The organism is Bacillus sp. LBA3-1-1.1 (assembly GCF_040676495.1).
GTDB classification, from domain to species: domain Bacteria; phylum Bacillota; class Bacilli; order Bacillales; family Bacillaceae_G; genus Bacillus_A; species Bacillus_A nitratireducens.
In genome coordinates, this window is the sequence record NZ_JBEGIB010000022.1 from 106,325 (window position 1) to 126,268 (window position 19,944).

Here is a 19,944-nt window from a genome sequence, read left to right on the forward strand (position 1 = left end):
AGCACCAAAAAGGTGCTTTTTCCCTACGCTTCAACCGATTGATTCTCAGCAATATTTTTAAACTGTCGTTTGTGCATCCACGTTAATGAAGCAATTGTTCCAAGTGATAATACAACGATAAAGATCATTAATATTCCTATATTTTGCCACATGAAGTTAAAATCACCGCTCGATACAACTGCTTTAAATCCTGATACAGAGTATGTCATCGGTAGCCAAGCATTAAATGGTTGTAAAAACTTCGGAATTAATTCTAACGGGAATGTTCCAGCGCTTGTTGTAAGCTGCATAATTAATGTTATGATGGCGATAAAACGCCCTGCATCACCGAAAGCTGTTACTAAACATTGAATTAATGCGATGAATGCTAAACTTGTAACGATGCTAAAGAGTATGAAGTATGGAATGCTTTGTACTTCTACACCTAATCCGAATAGTAATATGACATCTGCTACTATTGCTTGAATGATACCGACTGATAGTAAAACGCCGAACTTACTAATAAACCAACTAAATCCTGATTTCGGAACACCAACTGTATCGCGTAATGGGTATACGATAGATAATAGTAATGCCCCAACGAATAAACCGAGTGATAAGAAGTACGGCGTAAACCCTGTTCCGTAGTTTGGAACTTCCGCCATTTTCTCTACCTTTACTTTTACAGGACTTGCAAACATATCATATGTTTTATCCGTTCCTTTTACTTCCCCTGTTTTTTCTGCCCCTTCACCAAGTTTCTCAGCAAGTTCACCTGAACCATCGTTTACTTTCACAAGTCCATCTGTCACTTTTCCGGATCCATCTGTTAGTTTATTTACTCCATCGATTAGTTGGGTTGAGCCAGTTGACATTTTATTTAGACCACCATTTAGAGTACCTAAGCCAGTTGTTACTTGCCCTGATCCATCTGCTAATTGATTTACTCCACCTGACATTTGATTTGCTCCTACAGATAATGTTCCTAAACCGCCTGTTACTTGGTTTGAACCGTCTTCTAATTTGGTTACTACTACAGATACTGTGCCTAAACCACCTGTCACTTTTCCAGATCCATCTGCTAATTTGGATACTCCTCCAGATACTGTGCCTAAACCGCCTGTTACTTGGCTTGAGCCGTCTGCTAATTGATTTATTCCACCTGCCATTTGGTTTGCTCTTTCAGATAATGTGCCTAAACCGCCTGTTACTTGACCCGATCCATCTGCTAATTGATTTATTCCACCTGCCATTTGATTTGCTTCTGCAGATAATTGACCTAATCCAACTGTCACTTTTCCAGAGCCGCTTTGTAATTGCGTTACTCCATCAATTAATTGAACTGATCTATCTTTTAATTTATCGGCACCTATTTTTGCATTATCTAATCCCTCACCAAATCCATGAAACTTACTAACAAATTCATTTTGTGCGTTCGTTAGTTTCTCAATACCACCTGCTAGAGTTTTCACCCCTTCTGGATTTGGTAATTTGTTTTGCAATCCATTTGTTGTTTGATTGATTTCACCTTTTAATTGTTTTACTTCTTCATTTAATTTATTTGTTCCACTTGCTACTCCGGTAGCTTTTTGTTGGACTCTCGCTGTACTTTTTACAGCACTTGTTATGAATGGTTGTAACTGCTCTTGATATTCTTTTGGTAAACTTTCAATTTGCTTTTGTAAATTCGCTACCTCTTGCGCTGCATTTTTTGCATCTCCTGCTGTTGATTGCGTAAGCTCATTTAACTGATTTATATTTTCTTCAGCTCCATCTATTTTCTGATTTACTGTATTCAATATAGAAGGAACTTTCGACTGCATTTCCTCTAAGCCTGCAGCAGCATTTTGTACGTTACTATTTAAATCCTGCAATCCCTTTTGAATCTCTTGAGACCCTTTTTCTAATTCACTTTGTCTTCCAACAATTTGTTCCATACCATTTGATAGTTCAGTTGTTCCTGTTTTTAATTCACCGGATTTACTTACTAATTTGTTCAAGCCATCGGTCACTTTCTCAGATCCATCATGCAATTCGCCAATTCCTTTTTGCATTTCACCCGTTTTGCTATTTAGCGTATTTAAACCGCCTGTTACTTTGCCTGACCCATCTACTAATTTTCCTATACCTGTTTGCATCTCACCTGTTTTACTATTCAACGTATTTAAACCGTCCGTTACTTTCCCGGAGCCGTCTACTAATTTCCCGATACCTGCATTGCTATTTAGTGCATGTAAACCATCTGTTACTTTGCCTGATCCATCTTGCAATTTCCCTATACCTGCATTGCTATTTAATACATGTAAACCATCTGTTACTTTGCCTGATCCATCTTGTAATTTCCCTATACCTGTCTGCATCTCACCTGTTTTGCTATTTAATGTATTTAAACCTGCTGTTACTTTTCCTGATCCATCTAGTAATTTATTAGATCCATCTGCTAATGTCTGAACTCCATCTTTCATTTCACCAGATTTTCCTTGAAGGGTATGGAGGCCATCCGTCACTTTACTTGAGCCATCATGCAACTCACTAGCTCCATCATGTAACTTATTTGCTCCGTCCGCTCCATCTGCTAATCCTTTTGAGACATCTTTAATGGAATCAAACATTTTTTCTGCATATGTTTTCGTTAACGTGCTTGATACTTCACTTTTAATTTTTTCAATGGCTGTTCCGCCAATTTGTGAAGATAAGAAGTTCAAACTTTCATTTGGAATATATTCTAAGTTCAATGGTTTCGGATCGTCTTTTAATAACGTTGTAGCGTTACTTGAGAAGTCATCTGGAATACGGACTAACATGTAATACTTTCTGCCTTCCATTCCCTCTTTCGCTTCTTTTTCACTTACAAATTCCCATTTAAAACTTTTATTATCTTTTAAATTATCAACGAGCCCTTTCCCGACCTCAATTGGTTTCCCATCAAGTTCTGCACCTTTATCTAAATTGACTACCGCAACTGGTAAGTCATCTAGCTGTTCATACGGATCCCAAAAAGCCCATAAAAACATACCCGCATATAAAATCGGTACAAATAAAACCGCAATGATTGGGATTAATATTTTTTTACTTTTTATAATCTCTGCAAATTCTTTACTAAGCAACTTATGCCATTTCATAATTTATCCCCCTTTTCAAAAATGACCAAAATGTATTTTTGGTCATTTTTACCCAAATAAAAAGGCTATATCTGTTCATACATATGCCTTATCCCCGAATTTATACTATGCACATTTTCATTTACATGATTATACTATTTAACCACCCTCCTTGTATATTTGACTATTTTGTTCAATTAGTCATTTTTTATAATATTAAAAGGATTATCTTAATTTGACAATCCTTTTAGTAAATACAGTTCGAATAACTCCGATATTTTTTCTTTTTCTAACGGTTCATGATTTTTTTCCCAATCAAAAATAAGCGATACGTATAGGCGAAGCATAATAAACGCTGTAATTTCTGGATCACATTTGCTAATTTCACCTTTTTCAATTGCAATCTCTAAATAAGATTGAATGACAGAAACGATTTCCACATCTACTTGTTGCATCACTTCTTGTACTTCTTTCGTTCCCATATCGCGCTCTTCTTGAATTAATTTAATCATGAGCTGATGTTCTTTTCTAAATTCTAATATGCTATATAATGCTCTATGTACATTTTCAAAAAATGAAATATCTGAACGAATTGCATTTTCTGCAACTTGCTTCATTTCTGTAATTAAATTAGAAATAATTTCGCCAAATAGTTCTTCTTTATTTTTGAAAAAAGTATAAATTGTTCCTTTTCCTACATTCGCTAACTTCGCAACTTGATCCATCGTCGTCGCCTTATAACCGAACGCTGAAAAAGACTTTGTTGCAGCTTCAATAATAGAACGTTTTCGATCTATCGCCACATCGTCACCTCCAAAAATGACCAATTGGATAATATAGTCAATCAGTACATCTTTGATATTACCACACGCTTACATTCTATACAAGTTCTCTTTTTTATTATTTCCAGTATAAAAAAATTCCAGTCAATGTATATCATACTGTTCATAGTTTATCAGAAGAAAAGGAGAAAGGAAAAGATGTTCTTCAGATATAATTTTTATGAATACCTTTTTCTTATTTCAGCGTAGAAAGCGTAATTTTATCTAAACTAGAATTCCATATGCCCTCTCTTTTCCTTTCACTCTAACAATCTTCTTCTACAGTTAAACCTTACTTAGCGACAACAAAATTCCTCTTTTTCTAATAACCACATAAAAAAACAAGAAAATCCTTACAATTAATAGTAAGATAGACAGTAGACAGATTTATAAAAATAGTGGAGGCTTTTTCAGTCATGATGCGTGCACTTCGTTTAAATATAAAGCAAGCTTTTTGTAACCGGGTTTCTTTAATTATTATGTTTAGTGGATTAGTTCTTATTTCTATTTATCATTATTATTATGTAATTCGTTATTTAGGAGACGCAACGAACGGGACTATGGCAACTGCTTTTAAATGGATCGGGTTTCGTGATAATGAAATGGATGTGTATTTATTATTACTGCCTGTTATTGCAAGTTTACCATTTAGTACAAGTTACAATTCCGATAAATCCGATGGTTTCAAATCTTTTATAAGTAAGGAAATTTCCCTATTCTCGTATTCCTTTACAAAATATATCGTTACATTTTTCTGCGGTGGATTTCTTTATACTTTACCGTTCATTCTTTCTTTATTACTTTGCAAATTAACCATTCCAAATGGAGATCCCACCGTTGGTACTAGCATGATAAACGGCAACGGAATGTTCGCAGATTTATATTTCTCTTCTCCCATCACTTATATTTCTCTATATATTGGGATTAATTTTTTATTCGCTGGTTTAATGGCCCTATTAGGTTTAGCAGCGTCCACATGGTCACAAAAGGATTACATGGCACTTCTATTTCCATTTGCAGTTACTTCCATTCCTTTCGTCCTACTAAATACAATATTCCCTACAATAGGCGGAGCACCTATTCACTTATATGATCCGAAACAACCATTACACGGGATGTCACCGTACATTTTACAATGTACATTTTTCTTCCTTGTCAGCTTATTCATGTACATAAAGGGATTACAACGGGACAAAAAAAGATATATGAGAAGACTTCAAAAACGAGATCGATGTAGAAAAGCTTTTCAAGTAATTTCAGACTAAGTAATTAAAACGAATAAGAGCGTAATTCCCTACGTGAGATGGGAATTACGCTCTTATTCGTTTACATGTATCAAATGCATACTTTCACTACTCTTCTTTTACGGCGTACCAGCCAATCCCCACAAAATAACAACCGCCGCAAAATAAATTGCTTTAATAGCTACCACTAAACATAATGAAATAATTGCATATTTACTTAATTCTCTTCTCGCACCTATTAAAGTAAAAATAACCGCCAAACTAAACGTTACATAGGAAGTTGCTGTATTTATTAAGTAATACATACTATCTAGATTCTGTGTAAGCCCTGTTATATCGGCTACAAACTGAAGCATGACGATTGTACTAAAAAAAACCGCAAGCTGATTCATTAATTTTCCATTTATTCGTGCTTGCATCGTTGACCTCCTCAAAAAAACTAAATATTCAATTAATTTTATCATGAATTTTATAAAAAGGGGATCTATATATAATCTCGAGTGATTCATTATATTCTCTTTTTAAATAAAATAATCCCTGCTAAAGCCATAGAAAATAAACAATTTAAACGCAGTTAAAAATTGACAATATTGTAAAAGTATTATTTCTCAATTATCATTTGCATATGGATAAACATAAATAGTCCACATTACCTTGGAAAGGGGCGTTTTGATCATGCAACCTAAAATTCATACTTGGAAAAGTTATACGTTTTTAACCTTTAGCCTATTCAGTACTATTTTAATGTTTTCACTTGTTCCTGTCTTAGATCGATTTGGTCCCAATACAGTTACTCCTATGACGTACGCAATATTATGCGGAACCATTTTATCTATAATAATGGCCATCATTTCATTTATTAGTCCTTCTGAAAAGAAAGTATTACCTATTATAGCTTTAGTGGTCACTCTTTTGAATATTTTACTTATTAGCTCTGTTCTCTTATTTGGCTACCTATTTACTAAATAAGCATATAACATTAGCAATTGAGGCATTTCATTATGCAGACTAAAAAGAACGCTTAGATACCTAAGCGTTCTCCTACTTTAAGAAGCCTTCTTCAAATCAATTTGAGCAAGTACTGGATCATGGTCACTTACACGCCCATGTTCTTTCATAATGTTTGAGTTTAAGTGTACTGGGTCTACAATTGTGTGCGGTGCGATGTTATTTGTTACTAAAATATGATCTAACACTTGTGCGTTACCTTCATGAATGTACGTGTAGCGATTCTCTTTCGGCACTGTGTTTAACATATCTTTTAATATCGTTCCTTGCAGTGCTTCTAGTGGTTTAGAGAACTCGAAATCGTTCATATCACCTAATACAACAACTGGTGCATTCGTATTCTTTTTCTGAATACCTTGTACAAATTGATTCACTTCTTGTGCTAATTGAACTCGTTTTTCTTCACTCTTTAATACGAGCGGCTGCACTTTTCCAAATGGTGTTGCATCTCCTAGTTTTGAGTTTAAGTGATTTGCGATGACAACAACGTTTTGTCCTTGGAATGTAAATTCTGCAGCTAACGGTTTACGTGTACTTTCAAATAAAGGATTTTCGTCTCCAATACGAACTACATTTTTATCTAGTAACTTCGGTACTGTCGCTAATTTCACACGAGATGGGTTATAAAAGAAACCGACGCGAATATTCGCTCCAGGTGCCCCGCCGTCTTGATTGTTGTTCGGCGCAATTTCTACATACTCATACTTCGGTCCACGAATTTCTAATACAGCATCAATGATACGTTTTGCACTTAAAGATGCATCTGTTGTACCGTCATTGATTGCTCCATTATTATCTTGCATTTCCTCTACACCGATAATATCTGGCATTTTTAAATTATATTTAATAGAATAAGCTAACGCTTTTACTTTTTCATCTGTTGTTTCTTTTTTGTTCGCTGAGAAGTTTTCAATGTTATATGTAGCAACTGTTAACTTATCAAGACGCGGCTGAATATTTGCCCCTACTTGCTTAAATCCGCCGTCCACTACAGATGGTAATTCCGTTACTGGCGAAATGCGGAACGAACCGTAGTCATACCCTACTACTCCTGTTATATCTCCCGTGAACGTATCGCCTACTTTCGCGACATAATCACGAGGTACTTTTACAGAAAGGCGCTCTGGATTTAATTGCTCTTTATCTAATAAAGGCGTACCATACTTCGTTACTACTTTATCTCCGCCATTTTTTACTGTTACATATAAATTACCGTTTTTCTGCGGAGCGATAATTTTTGGCGTTGGCATCGTAACGCGCATACCTTCTACACTTTCATAAAAATCGATTGCATCTTCATTTGGATCAAATAAACCGAATGCATCATTATCGATAATTTGATCAGGGATTTTCACACCGTTTTCTCCTAATACAATCGGCGCTGGTAAAGGTTGATCTTTTGCGATTACAGCAACGCGACTCGCCTTAATTTCCGTCGTCGTTAAGTCTGTTTCAAATCGCTCTGCATATCCAGGTCCAACATATTCTTCTACTTCTCCATCAACTTGGACAAGATCCCCTACTGCTACATTCGCATCTTTTTTGTATACGTAAATACCTTCAGAAGTAGCTGGATCTTCGTCTGGCTGATTATCTTCTACATAAAAACCATTTTTATCGAGCGCTGTTACAACACCCTCTACATTTCGTACTTTTTTTCCATTGTAAGGAGAAATATGTGATTTCCCTTGAATATCATGGATACGAACTTGTTCATTTGTGACGATTATAAATGAAAATGTTGAAACCGCTGAAGGAGTAAGCCCTTCTTTTTCTGCGATTGCTTTCACTACACTATTTTCATTCACTATAATTTGTCCGTTATAACGAACACTTTTGTTTGTAGGATTAGAACCATCTAACGTATAGTAGATTGTTGCTCCTTCTGTGCTCGTTGTTAATGTTACCGCTGTTCCTTTAGCAACTTCCCCGCCACCAGGCGAAGCTACTACATCGCTAACATGGTTTTGTTCTTCCCCTTGAAACTTATGAGCTGTTACCGATTTTAAACCGGGGCTACCAAAATATAATTCAAGCGTCCCTGTTAGCTGAACTTTCTTTCCGATATTTTCAGGATGATCTTTCACATTTACTGCCGATCTCACATCGCCTTTTGGCAACTGAACAGGCATGATTTTGTCTGGATCCGTTTCGTTTGGCGAATCAGCAATTGCCACGTTTGTATCATCAAACTTAGCCGGATCTTTCGTGTATTTAGAAGGACTCTGCGTATACCCAACGATATATCCTTCCACTATCCCCTTCATTTTCCCTTGCTGCTTAAATACTTGAATTGCTTTCTCTACTGACATAGAAGTAGTTTCTTCCGCCTGCGCTAAAGTTCCAGTAAATGAAAGCAATAGCAATAATGATAAAAAGATACTTAACAATTTCTTCACAGCCATTTTCCTCTCCCTAATTCATATTTTCTCAGCATTTCTATCATATCAAATGATTCGTTATATAGAACTATATTTCGACAAGTTTTACACAAAATTTATTTAATTTACAAGTTTTCAAACTATAACACAAAATAACTTATATAGGTTTATTAACTAACAGGTATCTTATTCAATAAACAAACCGCCTTCAATCTAATTGAAGGCGGTTTGTTTGGAATATTTTAATTTGCGACTAATTCAGTCTCGATTACTTTCTCTAAATGAGTTAGCACACACTTTGCAGCTCTCTCACCTTGTTCAATGCAATCTGGAAGACCAGCACCAGCGTAAGAACTACCTGCCAAGTACACACCTGGCAACTCGCTTTCCATAAATGTTGTGAGCTTCTTCATTCGGTCTTTATGACCTACTGTATATTGAGGCATCGCTTCTTTCCAGCGGCTTACAATTGTAAACTCTGGATCCTCTGTAATATCCATTGTCTTTTGTAAGTCCTCTAATACAAGCTGCACAATTTCTTCGTCCGTTTGTTCAACAATCGCTTCATCACCTGGGCGTCCGACGTAACAACGAAGAAGCGTTTTTCCTTCTGGCGTTGTATGTGGCCATTTTTTATGTGTCCACGTACACGCCGTAATCGTGTAATCACTATTTCTTGATACGACAAATCCGGTACCATCAATATCGCGCTGAATGGCAGACTTCGAGAAAGCAAGTGCCACGTTTGCAACGGATGTAGATGGAATGTTACGGAAGAAACGAAACTGCTTATACTGTGCAAACATAGATGGCAATACTTTATGTGGTGCTGCAACTACAATCGCGTCTGCTTCCATTTCTTTTCCGTTACTAAGAGTAATCGTATAGCCATCACCAAGTTTCGCAACTTTCTCAATACGCGTTCCTTTTATTACCATATCATTAGGAATCTTCACTTCAAGAGATTCTACTATAGATTCTAAACCGGTTCTCACAGTTTTAAAGATTCCTTTTTTCACTTCAGCCTTCTCTTGCTTCGGAGCGAGCGTACGCATACCGAGTGAAATACTACGGTGCTCCTGTTCGATTTGATAAATTTGAGGGAATGTTGACATTAAACTCATTTCATCAATATCCCCTGCATATATACCAGATAATAATGGCTCAATTAAATTTTCAACGACTTCATTTCCGAGGCGATGTCTGAAAAACTGCCCGAGTGATTGATCAGAAACTGGTTTTGACCTTGGCATTAATAAGTCAAAACCAGCTCTTAATTTACCAATTGGGGAGAACAATCCGGAAAATAGAAACGGCGTAATTTGCGTTGGAATTCCCATCATTGATCCGCTCGGCATTTTATGTAACCGATTATTTACAAGGATAAATGATTGACCGGCCTTATTATTTACAAGTTCATCGCCCAGTCCTAATTCTTTCACTAATTTAGCTGCACTCTCTTTTCTTGCTAAGAAAGAATCAGGGCCACGTTCAATTGTAAATCCATCTTTTTGAACGGTTTGAATTTTCCCGCCAAGTTTACCAGACGCTTCTATAAGCAATGTATCTATCGGCAAGTTTTTTTCGCGAATTTCTTTTTGTAAGTAATACGCTGTCGATAAGCCTGTAATACCACCGCCGACGATCACAACTTTTTTCCTCAAGTAAGCTCCCCCTTTCTTCCTACAATGCAGATTCTTTTTTCTTTAATACAACATCTGCTAAACAGTCAATAAATGCATCCGATGCGTTTGGCATTTCTGGACGATAATATTTTGCGCCAATTTCATCCGTTACAACTTTACACTCAAAGTCATTGTCATATAAAACTTCTAAATGTTCCGCAACAAATCCAACTGGTGCATATACGAATGAACTGTAGCCGTACTTTTCATTTAATTCTCTCGTTAAATCTTGTACATCTGGACCAATCCAAGGATCTGGTGTATTTCCGGCACTTTGCCAGCCAACTGCATAATTTGCTACTTCAGCACCTCTTGCAATATAGTCAGCTGTTTCATTTAATTGATCTGGATATGGATCGCCCAGTGCGATAATTTTTTCTGGTAAGCTATGTGCAGATACGATTAACACAGCTTTTTCACGTTCTGCTTCTGACATACCGTTATATATACCTTTCACTGCATCGACCCAATACTGAATAAATTTCGGTTCTTTATACCAGCTATCGATGCCGTGAATTGTTAAGTTTCCAAGTTTTTCTGCTTCTTCTTGCGCTCGTCCTACATACGACTTCACGCTAAAAGTAGAATAATGAGGGGCAAGAACGAGTGCAATTGCATCTTCTATTCCATCTTTATGCATAGCTTGTACTGCATCTTCAATGAACGGTTCGATATGCTTTAAGCCAAGATACATGTGGTACTCTACTTCATCTTGCACTTCATTTAAACGCGTCTCTAACTTTTTAGCTTGCTCTAATGTAATAGTAGCTAAAGGAGAAATACCACCAATTGCACGGTAACGCTCTGTTAAATCTTCTAGCATTTCAGGACTTGGCTTTCTTCCTCTGCGAATATGTGTATAGTAACGTTCAATATCTTCTTCTTTATACGGCGTTCCGTATGCCATTACAAGCAAACCAATTTTCTTTTTCATACAGCCAATCTCCTTTACTTCGCTAACTGTTCTTTAGAGTATTCATGAATAAATGTAGTTAAGCGTTTTAATGTATCTGGATTTACTTCTGGGAATACACCGTGACCTAAGTTAAAGATATAACCTGGCTCTTTCATCCCTTGATCTAAAATACCTTTTACATGTTCTTCAATAACAGACCATGGTGCTAGTAAGAACGAAGGGTCCATATTTCCTTGTACCGCCTTGTGAACGCCACGTGCGCGTGCTTCTTCAATCGGTAAGCGCCAATCTAAACCTACTACATCAAGAGGTAAGTCGTGCCATTCATTCACTAAATGTGCAGCACCTACGCCGTGCATAATCATTGGAACACCCATCGGGCGAACTTCTGCAAAAATACGCTCCATCGCTGGTTTAATAAATATACGGTAATCCGCTACATTTACTGTTCCAACCCAAGAATCGAAAATTTGAACCGCTTTTGCTCCTGCGTTAATTTGCGCTTTTAAATATGTAATAACCATATCTGCAAGTTTATCCATTAATGCGAACCAAGCTTTCGGCTCTGCATACATGAACGCTTTCGTATTATGGTAGTTACGAGAAGGACCGCCTTCAATCATATAGCTCGCTAACGTAAATGGAGCTCCTGAAAAACCGATTAACGGTACATCTAACATTTCTGTCGTTAATAAACGAATTGTATCTAGTATGTAAGGTACGTCATCTTCTGGATTGATTTCCCCTAATTTTTCTACATCTTGTAAAGAACGGATTGGATTATCGATTACTGGACCAATGCCAGATTTAATTTCCACATCAACACCAATTGCAGGTAGTGGTGACATAATATCTTTATAAAGAATTGCTGCGTCTACGTTATATTGATCAACTGGCAACTTTGTAACATAAGCGCATAATTCTGGATTATGTGTAATTTCAAATAAAGAATGTTTCTCTTTTATCTTTCTATATTCCGGCTGTGAACGACCTGCTTGACGCATGTACCATGCTGGTACATACTCTGTACGTTCCCCCCTACATGCTTTTAAAAATGTCTCATTTATAGTTCTTACCAAGACCCTAGCTCCCTTCCTTACCAACACTTTTTCTTTAAATACGCTCTATTCCGATATTTATCTTTTTTTACTATACAGCTTGTAAAAACAAAATGCATAGCATTATGTACGTTGTTCATGAAATTGACACAAATGTTCGTAAAACCGCTTACTATTTTCACAACATTCTTATTATAGCACAGAGAAAAACTACGGTTTAGCTACTTTTGACTTTTCTCCTTCACGGTTCGTTTGTGTGTTAAATGGCACAACGTAAAAACTTGGTTTTGAGAATATGTTAATAAACTTTTCCTCATATTTCCCAGCTCCTTTTACCGTCCCAACATGAGTATGAATTCCTTTTTCAACTTTATAAATCCGGTACATAATTCGCTCATCAGGAAGCGGCGTCCAACTTAATTTCATTGCAAATAAACCGAAAGGACTAAATGCTAGTTTTGCTTCCACGTTTTTAATCTTATCTAAACGAATTGGCAGTCCAATTGTTTCAACACCTTTTGGCCTATGAAAACTCGCTTTATCTTGTATGTTTGCTTTCATTAAAATCTTTTTAAATAACATCGTTGCAGATGCATTTCCATCTTGTAATTGATGCTCTTTATCGGTGCGGTCATAGCCAATCCAAACTGCCCCTACTAAATTCGGTGTATATCCTACAAACCACATATCGCGCGCCCCGCGATCATCATTCGGCAATGAAGTTGTGCCTGTCTTTCCAGCTAAAGCTCCATTATATACACCAGCTTTCGCCGTACCTTCTTTCACAACTCCTTCCAGCATCTTTGTCATGTACCATGCCGTTTGCTTTGAAAAGACCTTCGTTTCAGCTTTTGATGATTCTCCAATAACTGCACCGTGTCTATTTAACACTTTATCAATAACGTGCGGTTCAATAATATTCCCGTTCGCTAAAAAAGAGCGGTACATTTTAACAAGATCAAATGGAGAAACACCATTTTTAAGCCCGCCAAGTGCCGTGCTTAAACCTGAGTCCGCAATATGAACATTTCCTTTCTCTAAATATTGCTTTCCCTCATCTACCCCTAATTCATTTAATAAAGAGACCGCTGGCACGTTTGCTGATTCTAATACCGCATCGTACATCGTCATCTCTTTCGTATACTCATGATTATAATTTCGAGGTTCATAGCCTTCAAACGAACTTTTTTCATTCGTTAATAAAGAATATGGATTATATTTTTTCGTCTCAAGTGCTGGTCCATATACGATAAGCGGCTTTAAAACAGAACCAGGCTGCCTTTTTGCAAAAACACGATTAAGCCCTCTCGGAACATACTCTCTTCCGCCAATTGCTGCTTTAATTCCGCCAGTTTGATTATCCATTAATAAAAATGCACCTTGCGCCCCGTTTTCTTTACCAGGGAAATTTCTCGCATCTTGAAACTGGTTATATGCTACCTTTTGAATTTTTTCATCCATCGGTACGACAAACGTATACCCTCCGCGAAGCACTTCTTGATGAGACAAACCGTATAAACGTGCTGCTTCATCTATAACCATATCGATATACGGCATATATGCAAGTTCACGTTCATCTGAATTTTTATAAAGAGCGATTGTTTTCCCTTGGTAACGAACACTATCTTCCGCTGTTAAATAGCCTTGTTTATGCATAAGTGACAAAACAAGATCACGGCGTTCCTTACTCTTCTCTGGGGATAAGTATGGTGAATAGCCATTTGGCGCTTTCGGAAGCCCTGCAAGCATAGCCCCCTCTTCTACTGTTAAATCTTCTACATTTTTATTAAAATACAACTTTGCTGCTGCTTGAATTCCATATGCCCCATGACCAAAATAAATATGGTTCATATACATTTCAAGAATTTGCTGCTTCGTATATTTTTGCTCTAATTGAAGAGAAATTGCGACCTCTTTCAATTTACGTGTAAATGTTTTTTCGCGAGTTAAAAAGACATTTTTAGCTAATTGCTGTGTAATCGTACTACCGCCTTCTACCTTCTCTCCAGCTAACGCGTCTTTATAAAGCGCCCGAAATATAGAAGGATAATCAATTCCTTGATGCTCATAAAAACGAGAATCTTCCACAGCAATAAATGCTTGCTGCACGTACTTTGGAATTTCTTCAATCGGCACGAGCTCTCTATTTTCTACATATAACTTCGTAATTTCTTTTCCTTTCTGGTCAACGATACGTGATGAAGAGTGGAAAACAAGCTGCTTTTCATCCATCATATAGCCACCAGTTAACACAATAAGTTTATAGATTACAATCGCTACTACGAACGTTGCTACCCCGCCTAATAAAGTCCACTTTGCTTTCTTCATACATCGGCCTTCTTTCCAAATGATGGTACATTTATTATTTGAAAAAGAAGTATCTTTATGTATATAATCTTCGAAGTTTTTTAAGAGAATTGATATAATAGAGACAAACCATAAAGGGGGCATTAAAATGAAGGCTATTATTTCATACGAAACACCTCTAGAACAAGCACATTTCACTGCAAAAAATAACGAAAAAGATATGTTTTATAAAGAAAATACTGAAGAATCTGTAGAATCGACACTTCAGTATGACGTATTAGACGCTGTTGGAGAATTTAAAGGACAATCTGGCTACATCGTTTGTAACAACATTTCTGTAACAGACGAAGGTCGCCCTGTATTTGAAAACCGTTTTAAAAACCGTGCTGGTCTAATCGAAAATGAGCCTGGCTTCCAAGCAATCCGTGTTCTTCGCCCATTAAGTAATGATACATATGTCATCTTAACGATGTGGGAAACTGAGCAAAACTTTAAAGACTGGACAGAATCACGTTCATTCGAAAACGCTCATAAAAAACGCCCTGCACAAGCAGAAGGACAAGCTCAGGCTCAGGCGCATCCACATGCAGAACAGCAAAAGAGCATTTTCTCTCGTCCTTCTTTCGTGACTACTTTTGATGTTTTAGTTTAATTAAAAAGTAGTACAACACCGGCAATACGTGAAATTATATTAACGATTCAACTAAAGATATCGATTTAACGACAAAAAAGGAAACACCATTACACACCGGTGTTTCCTTTTTCTTTATACCAATTATATATACGAAGCGCGTCTTCTTTTCTCATATGCTTCACTTCATAACCATGTCCCGCCACCGCTACAGCAGCTGTACATAACTCGTCTTTCTTTTGAAAATAAGATTGATTGTATCCGACTACTTGAATATGCCTTCTTCGCATGATCCCTGTGTATTTCGCGAGACCTCGGTGCACCATTACTAACTGATTGTCTCGTATCATATATCCACCACTTTTATATCTAGCGTATGCAAGTAACGTAAATACGATAAATAATGGTATCAGGGTGAATAACGCAATATTTTGTTTATAATATATACTCGCACCGGCGATCGGCACTGTGAGTACGGCACTTGTAATCCAGCCCATAATAATATAACGGCGCAATGCAGCCTTCGGTAAAGGAACGATTTCTTCTTCTATTTCATATGGCAACTGTAAATAGGCAAGTAACTGCTGTACATCTTTCTTTTTCATGAAAGGATGTAGCATCACTTCATTCCCTGCCGCTTCTATACTTTGAATGACTTCGACAGAGCAATAACCGAAAGGCTGGCGGAGAATTCCTTCTTTTACAGTAATCGCTTGAATGCGGTGTAATTTTAATACAAACTCTTTCTTATCAAATAACCCTTGAACGATGCGAATCTCATTTCCGTTTCTCTCTATTTTAAAGTTCGCGTATTTTAATGCATAGCCGGCCGTAGAAATGACCCACGAAATTGCCATTAAAATCGCGGCCATAACGATTAATTCATATACACCGTTATCCATCACATACGCTTCCACTTTATTTATGAGCCATTTTGGAAGAAATTGATTAAACTCTGTGTAAATAAGAAGTAATCCAGAAAACACTAATCCGAATCTACCAGACGTAATGGAAGCTACTAAAATCTCTTTCATCGTTAACTGATAAATCGTCTTACTTTCTTCTGCCATGGGCACTTCTTCACTCGCTGCGCTTCTTTTTTTATTTAATAAGGCAATCAGTTCCTTCGCTTCATCTTCTTTAATACCAGCTAACATCACTTCTGGCTCACTACCGCCGCCCGCTACTTCTATATTTAACTTCGTCAGTCCAAGCACTTGATAAATGATATTAGAAGATGTACTAATGTTTTGCACACGATCTTTATTTAAATAACTTTCCTTCTTCACAAAAACACCGTGTTTAATATGTAAAATATTATTTTCAACCCAGTATACTTTGAAATACCATTTTACAGCTGAAAAAATAGCCATAATTAATAATACAAACAAAAGAACAAGATGTAAGAAATACCAAGGTTCTACTTCACCATCTGAACGAAATAAAACAAGAAAAATAAAAGGCAACAAAGTCGCAATTCGAATACCTAACAATATCGTGATCGGATGTTGCCTCTTATACATCCTCATCACTCACTTTCGCAAGTTCTTCAATTTGTCTTTTCAGCTGCTCTGCTTCTTCTTTCGTTAATCCTGGAATACTATGAGAAGTTGCCGCTGTTGAAATATGTAATTCTGCTAAATTATACTTTCTCATAATTGGGCCCTGTTCAATCGTTACGTGCTGCACACGAATCATCGGAATGAGTACGCGTTTTACAACGAACATTCCCTTTTGAATCTCAATCTCTTCTTCATTTAATCTGTAACTATAATAACGTTGACGTAAATTTGGAAATACAAAATAATCAAGTGGGATAAATGTAATAGCGCCTGTTACTAATAATCCAAACAACCAGCCCCACCAGTTAAAATTGATCATAAAAAAGAAATACGCAATTACGACTGCTAGTATAACTGCCGCACCAATTAAAGCGTGAATTCTCCACACTTTCAGCATATTAGAATGAATCTCCTTTTCTAACGGCTGCATCTCATCACTCCAATTATATGAATTTATTAATTATATATTAGCAGAAAATAAGGCTTTATATACAGTTTTGTAAAATTATAGTTATCACATCGTATCGAGCATTTCTTTAAAATTCCCTTCATTAATTGAATACACTTGGAACTGAATGTAATCTATTTCATTCGTATTAGGACGGGCATATGGCAAAATGTTAAATTTAGAAGCTGATCTTCCTAACATATCTACAATCATTAGAGAAACGTCAATATATTCGAAGTCTACACGGAATGCTACTGCTTCTCCCGTAAATTCATAATCTTTAATCGCGTCATAAGATTTATTCGCACTTATAAGCGTCACTTTTAGTAGTTGGTTTAAATTTTCCGGTTTAAAATTAATCATATACGCATCTCCTTTTTTCAATAAAACACTATGAAAACAGTGTAATCTTATAATTTCATAGTTTTACACATCAATTATATAAAAAATAAAGCTAGTTTTTTATAAATTTTTTGATATAATTACTTACGGGAAACGGGAAGAATTTTGTCTTCCCGTGTGTTTTTATTTGCATCTAGTACTTTTGCTAGATGCTTTTTTTTATATCATTTTACATAACTTCTATAGTAAGAGGATGATTCTATTGAAAAAATTCATAATTAGTTATTTAACATGCTTACTAGTTTCCTCTGTCATTGTAAATGTTTTACAGTATACACAAGTTCCCAATTTTGCAGATTCATGGGGACCAATTTGGGTATCAATCATTATGTATATTATTCTTGGCAGTATCCCCATTCTTATCGGTTGTTTATTAGGTGAATTTTGTTATAAAAAAATAAAAAGAAGTCATGAATTAAAAATCGGCATTCCTTTATTTATACTGCTAGGTATTTCCTACAATCATTTATTCTTTACGTGGTTTAACGACAGAGATTTTCTATCCTTTAATTTAAATGCCTTTTTGGATACTGGCCTTCCTATTACTGTATCATCTTTATTGTTTTATCTTATAAGACGTCGTTAATTCTTTCATCATTGCATAAAAAAATGTTATTACTCTTGTTACATTGAGTAATAACATTTTTATTTAAAGCTATTTAACAAATTTGCTTCCAACTAGCGTCCTTCACATCTTCACTAGTCGGCTTTCTAACTGATTCCACAAAACATTCATCGCAAGCACCAAATGCAATGAAATTTTTCTGTGCTTGCCTTAACGAAACTTCATTTGCTCCACCTTCAAAGTCATGATCGTTAAACTGAACAGGATCATCTTCCCAGTAACATATGTTACAAATTTCATATGTACCTGGTGGTTCTTCTTCTAACGTTCTACCCCGCATTAACGGGCAGTAAAACTCCCACCTCAAAATTCAGCTAGTGCAAAGGAGTTAGGTGGGAGATCAACTGCCCATAAAAGCCCGATTGGTTCAACTAATAATCAGTGGGGAATGAACAAAATCCCCACTGATTAAAGTTTCACTTTATATCCGTAACATGGACAAGTGTATTTCATTTTGTCACTCCATTATTAACTGATTTTTTCTCCCATATATTCCGACTCACAAAGAATGTAACAGCGCAAATCATAGTTATTCCCATGAAAAAGGTATTAGAATCTTCGTATGTAGTTGGAATTCCTACCGTTACGAAAACAATACTAAAAGCTAAAAGTAGATATAATAGCAAAGATATAATATAGCTCAATTTAAATCGTAAAATGATACCTCTAAACAATAGCTCACCAAGAAGACATCCGCCTAAAATAATAGGTACTCCGAAATACAATGTAAGGACTCCCATTTGCGAAGTAGCTTGAATTACCTTTCCAAGTATGGTCGGCGAAATCATCTCATCATTTTTTCCCATCCTATCATATAAATCAAGTGCCGTTGCTGAAATAAAGAAACTTAATATAGAAAATGAATACGGCATTAAAAATTTACTCAATCTCATTCACCTCACTTTTTCCTTTACATATATTATTCATTATTTTCTATCATTTTTACATAAAAAAATAACCCTCTATGATAAAACATAGAGGGAAGAATTTCTATATAAAAACCTATACCTTACCCTGAAGTGAGCCCCGTAAACAGAACACCTAAACTATCTGTGCCCTATATTCTTTAGAGGATAGATGGTTATTAGAAAGTAGTACCTTCTTTTTTATAATATTCTTTTGAAATCTCTTCATAAAATGCAGCTGATGTCGTGTAGAAATAAGGTGCTAACCATAAGAAACCGATTCCTAAAGTAAGAATACTTAAAATGAACCAACCTAAGAAACTTAAGCATAGTAAAAAGTAATCCATTTTATGTCCATTCATCATACGACGACTTTCAGTAATCGCTTGATTCGCTGTATATTCTGGATGATCATTCAAAATAAAATATGTCATAGAATAAGAAAATGATTTAATAATACCTGGAATAATAAGAAGTAATGTCCATAGAATCAAGTATACATACATTAATAAGTATGTTAAAAACGATTTCATAAGCTTACTTCCATCACTAAACCATCTAAATATATGACCAATGCGAACACTAGTCCCACGAATTGCATTTAAAACAAGATAATAGGCGCCCATTGTTAACGGACCGATAACAAGCATTGCAATAATACTTACTGTAAGCGAATCACTTGCTTCTTCCCAACCCCAAAACATCGAGAAAACACCCGTGATTAGAAGTTCCACAGCTCCAATAAGGATTCCAAGTAATAGTGTTGCACCTACCGCTAATCCCCATTTTCCTTTTAATGCATCAAGTGCTTCTCTTTTTAACTGACTTATCATATATAGCCTCCTAATACTTTTTCTATATTAGTATACCA

17 protein-coding genes are annotated in these 19,944 nt (G+C 36.1%); 3 read left to right on the top strand and 14 right to left on the bottom strand.

The genetic code is table 11. From position 1 onward, the window contains the following. Nucleotides 1-23: 23 nt before the first annotated feature. Nucleotides 24-3,101, bottom strand: a complete 3,078-nt coding sequence (locus MRBLBA3_RS17650; RefSeq protein ID WP_363382620.1) for a YhgE/Pip family protein — start codon at nt 3,099-3,101, stop codon at nt 24-26. Nucleotides 3,102-3,310: 209 nt separating this feature from the next. After that, nucleotides 3,311-3,883 carry a TetR/AcrR family transcriptional regulator gene (locus MRBLBA3_RS17655; protein ID WP_000963368.1) on the bottom strand — a complete coding sequence of 191 codons (573 nt, stop codon included), beginning with the start codon at nt 3,881-3,883 and terminating at the stop codon, nt 3,311-3,313. Nucleotides 3,884-4,317: 434 nt separating this feature from the next. Here MRBLBA3_RS17655 and MRBLBA3_RS17660 point away from each other — a divergent pair, with 434 nt between their 5' ends. Then, complete coding sequence (locus MRBLBA3_RS17660; RefSeq protein WP_000984165.1) at nt 4,318-5,166, top strand: hypothetical protein; 849 nt, start codon at nt 4,318-4,320, stop codon at nt 5,164-5,166. A 98-nt stretch (nt 5,167-5,264) separates the two neighbouring features. Here MRBLBA3_RS17660 and MRBLBA3_RS17665 read toward each other — a convergent pair whose 3' ends face one another. From MRBLBA3_RS17665 to MRBLBA3_RS17690, 6 genes are all read right to left on the bottom strand, one after another. Then, nucleotides 5,265-5,564, bottom strand: a complete 300-nt coding sequence (locus MRBLBA3_RS17665; protein ID WP_001148896.1) for a hypothetical protein — start codon at nt 5,562-5,564, stop codon at nt 5,265-5,267. A 627-nt stretch (nt 5,565-6,191) separates the two neighbouring features. Beyond that, the gene (locus tag MRBLBA3_RS17670) at nt 6,192-8,558 is read right to left on the bottom strand and encodes a DUF6359 domain-containing protein (RefSeq protein ID WP_363382624.1); all 2,367 of its coding nucleotides are present in this window, start codon (nt 8,556-8,558) and stop codon (nt 6,192-6,194) included. A gap of 218 nt (nt 8,559-8,776) precedes the next feature. Next, entirely contained in the window at nt 8,777-10,198 is a 1,422-nt protein-coding gene (gene hemY / locus MRBLBA3_RS17675) for a protoporphyrinogen oxidase (RefSeq protein ID WP_001228093.1), read from the bottom strand. Between the two features lie 19 nt (nt 10,199-10,217). Next, nucleotides 10,218-11,153 carry a ferrochelatase gene (hemH, locus tag MRBLBA3_RS17680; protein ID WP_000726807.1) on the bottom strand — a complete coding sequence of 312 codons (936 nt, stop codon included), beginning with the start codon at nt 11,151-11,153 and terminating at the stop codon, nt 10,218-10,220. A gap of 14 nt (nt 11,154-11,167) precedes the next feature. After that, nucleotides 11,168-12,214: a uroporphyrinogen decarboxylase gene (gene hemE / locus MRBLBA3_RS17685; RefSeq protein WP_000252619.1), complete on the bottom strand. Its 1,047-nt coding sequence runs from the start codon at nt 12,212-12,214 to the stop codon at nt 11,168-11,170. A 189-nt stretch (nt 12,215-12,403) separates the two neighbouring features. Beyond that, nucleotides 12,404-14,521 (bottom strand): transglycosylase domain-containing protein, encoded by a 2,118-nt coding sequence (locus MRBLBA3_RS17690; RefSeq protein WP_098322983.1) that lies wholly within the window; start codon nt 14,519-14,521, stop codon nt 12,404-12,406. A gap of 127 nt (nt 14,522-14,648) precedes the next feature. Between MRBLBA3_RS17690 and hmoB the strand changes: the two genes are divergently transcribed. Then, nucleotides 14,649-15,152, top strand: a complete 504-nt coding sequence (hmoB, locus tag MRBLBA3_RS17695; RefSeq protein ID WP_002011151.1) for a heme-degrading monooxygenase HmoB — start codon at nt 14,649-14,651, stop codon at nt 15,150-15,152. An 89-nt stretch (nt 15,153-15,241) separates the two neighbouring features. Here the strand turns inward: hmoB and MRBLBA3_RS17700 are convergent, their stop codons facing one another. The 3 genes from MRBLBA3_RS17700 to MRBLBA3_RS17710 all read right to left on the bottom strand — a co-directional run bounded on the left by MRBLBA3_RS17700 (nt 15,242) and on the right by MRBLBA3_RS17710 (nt 17,504). Continuing rightward, a complete protein-coding gene (locus MRBLBA3_RS17700; protein WP_363382630.1) occupies nt 15,242-16,654 on the bottom strand; it encodes a PH domain-containing protein in 1,413 nt (470 codons plus the stop codon). After that, nucleotides 16,647-17,123, bottom strand: coding sequence for a PH domain-containing protein (locus tag MRBLBA3_RS17705; RefSeq protein WP_363382633.1), 477 nt, complete (start codon nt 17,121-17,123; stop codon nt 16,647-16,649). The genes MRBLBA3_RS17700 and MRBLBA3_RS17705 overlap by 8 nt, the downstream gene beginning before the upstream one ends. 84 nt (nt 17,124-17,207) lie before the next feature. Further along, a complete protein-coding gene (locus MRBLBA3_RS17710; RefSeq protein ID WP_000606827.1) occupies nt 17,208-17,504 on the bottom strand; it encodes a hypothetical protein in 297 nt (98 codons plus the stop codon). A 241-nt stretch (nt 17,505-17,745) separates the two neighbouring features. On the opposite strand from MRBLBA3_RS17710, the gene MRBLBA3_RS17715 reads away from it, so the two are divergent. Continuing rightward, on the top strand, nt 17,746-18,129 hold the full coding sequence (locus MRBLBA3_RS17715; RefSeq protein WP_000713483.1) for a hypothetical protein: 384 nt from the start codon (nt 17,746-17,748) through the stop codon (nt 18,127-18,129). 73 nt (nt 18,130-18,202) lie between these two features. Here MRBLBA3_RS17715 and MRBLBA3_RS17720 read toward each other — a convergent pair whose 3' ends face one another. The 3 genes from MRBLBA3_RS17720 to MRBLBA3_RS17730 form a co-directional block, all read right to left on the bottom strand. Continuing rightward, nucleotides 18,203-18,448: a CPCC family cysteine-rich protein gene (locus MRBLBA3_RS17720; protein WP_098883483.1), complete on the bottom strand. Its 246-nt coding sequence runs from the start codon at nt 18,446-18,448 to the stop codon at nt 18,203-18,205. 169 nt (nt 18,449-18,617) lie between these two features. Beyond that, nucleotides 18,618-19,061 (bottom strand): hypothetical protein, encoded by a 444-nt coding sequence (locus tag MRBLBA3_RS17725; RefSeq protein ID WP_363382638.1) that lies wholly within the window; start codon nt 19,059-19,061, stop codon nt 18,618-18,620. A 191-nt stretch (nt 19,062-19,252) separates the two neighbouring features. Next, entirely contained in the window at nt 19,253-19,906 is a 654-nt protein-coding gene (locus MRBLBA3_RS17730) for a DUF975 family protein (protein ID WP_000625394.1), read from the bottom strand. Nucleotides 19,907-19,944: the final 38 nt, after the last annotated feature.

Bases quoted from the DNA above. Each gene is read 5' to 3' on its own strand.
- hmoB (WP_002011151.1), top strand. From the start codon at position 14,649: ATGAAGGCTATTATTTCATACGAAACACCTCTAGAACAAGCACATTTC.
- MRBLBA3_RS17690 (WP_098322983.1), bottom strand. From the start codon at position 14,521: ATGAAGAAAGCAAAGTGGACTTTATTAGGCGGGGTAGCAACGTTCGTA.
- MRBLBA3_RS17660 (WP_000984165.1), top strand. From the start codon at position 4,318: ATGATGCGTGCACTTCGTTTAAATATAAAGCAAGCTTTTTGTAACCGG.
- MRBLBA3_RS17710 (WP_000606827.1), bottom strand. From the start codon at position 17,504: ATGATTAATTTTAAACCGGAAAATTTAAACCAACTACTAAAAGTGACG.
- MRBLBA3_RS17700 (WP_363382630.1), bottom strand. From the start codon at position 16,654: ATGTATAAGAGGCAACATCCGATCACGATATTGTTAGGTATTCGAATT.
- hemH (WP_000726807.1), bottom strand. From the start codon at position 11,153: ATGAAAAAGAAAATTGGTTTGCTTGTAATGGCATACGGAACGCCGTAT.
- MRBLBA3_RS17720 (WP_098883483.1), bottom strand. From the start codon at position 18,448: ATGCGGGGTAGAACGTTAGAAGAAGAACCACCAGGTACATATGAAATT.
- MRBLBA3_RS17665 (WP_001148896.1), bottom strand. From the start codon at position 5,564: ATGCAAGCACGAATAAATGGAAAATTAATGAATCAGCTTGCGGTTTTT.
- MRBLBA3_RS17705 (WP_363382633.1), bottom strand. From the start codon at position 17,123: ATGCAGCCGTTAGAAAAGGAGATTCATTCTAATATGCTGAAAGTGTGG.
- MRBLBA3_RS17650 (WP_363382620.1), bottom strand. From the start codon at position 3,101: ATGAAATGGCATAAGTTGCTTAGTAAAGAATTTGCAGAGATTATAAAA.
- MRBLBA3_RS17725 (WP_363382638.1), bottom strand. From the start codon at position 19,061: ATGAGATTGAGTAAATTTTTAATGCCGTATTCATTTTCTATATTAAGT.
- MRBLBA3_RS17730 (WP_000625394.1), bottom strand. From the start codon at position 19,906: ATGATAAGTCAGTTAAAAAGAGAAGCACTTGATGCATTAAAAGGAAAA.
- MRBLBA3_RS17670 (WP_363382624.1), bottom strand. From the start codon at position 8,558: ATGGCTGTGAAGAAATTGTTAAGTATCTTTTTATCATTATTGCTATTG.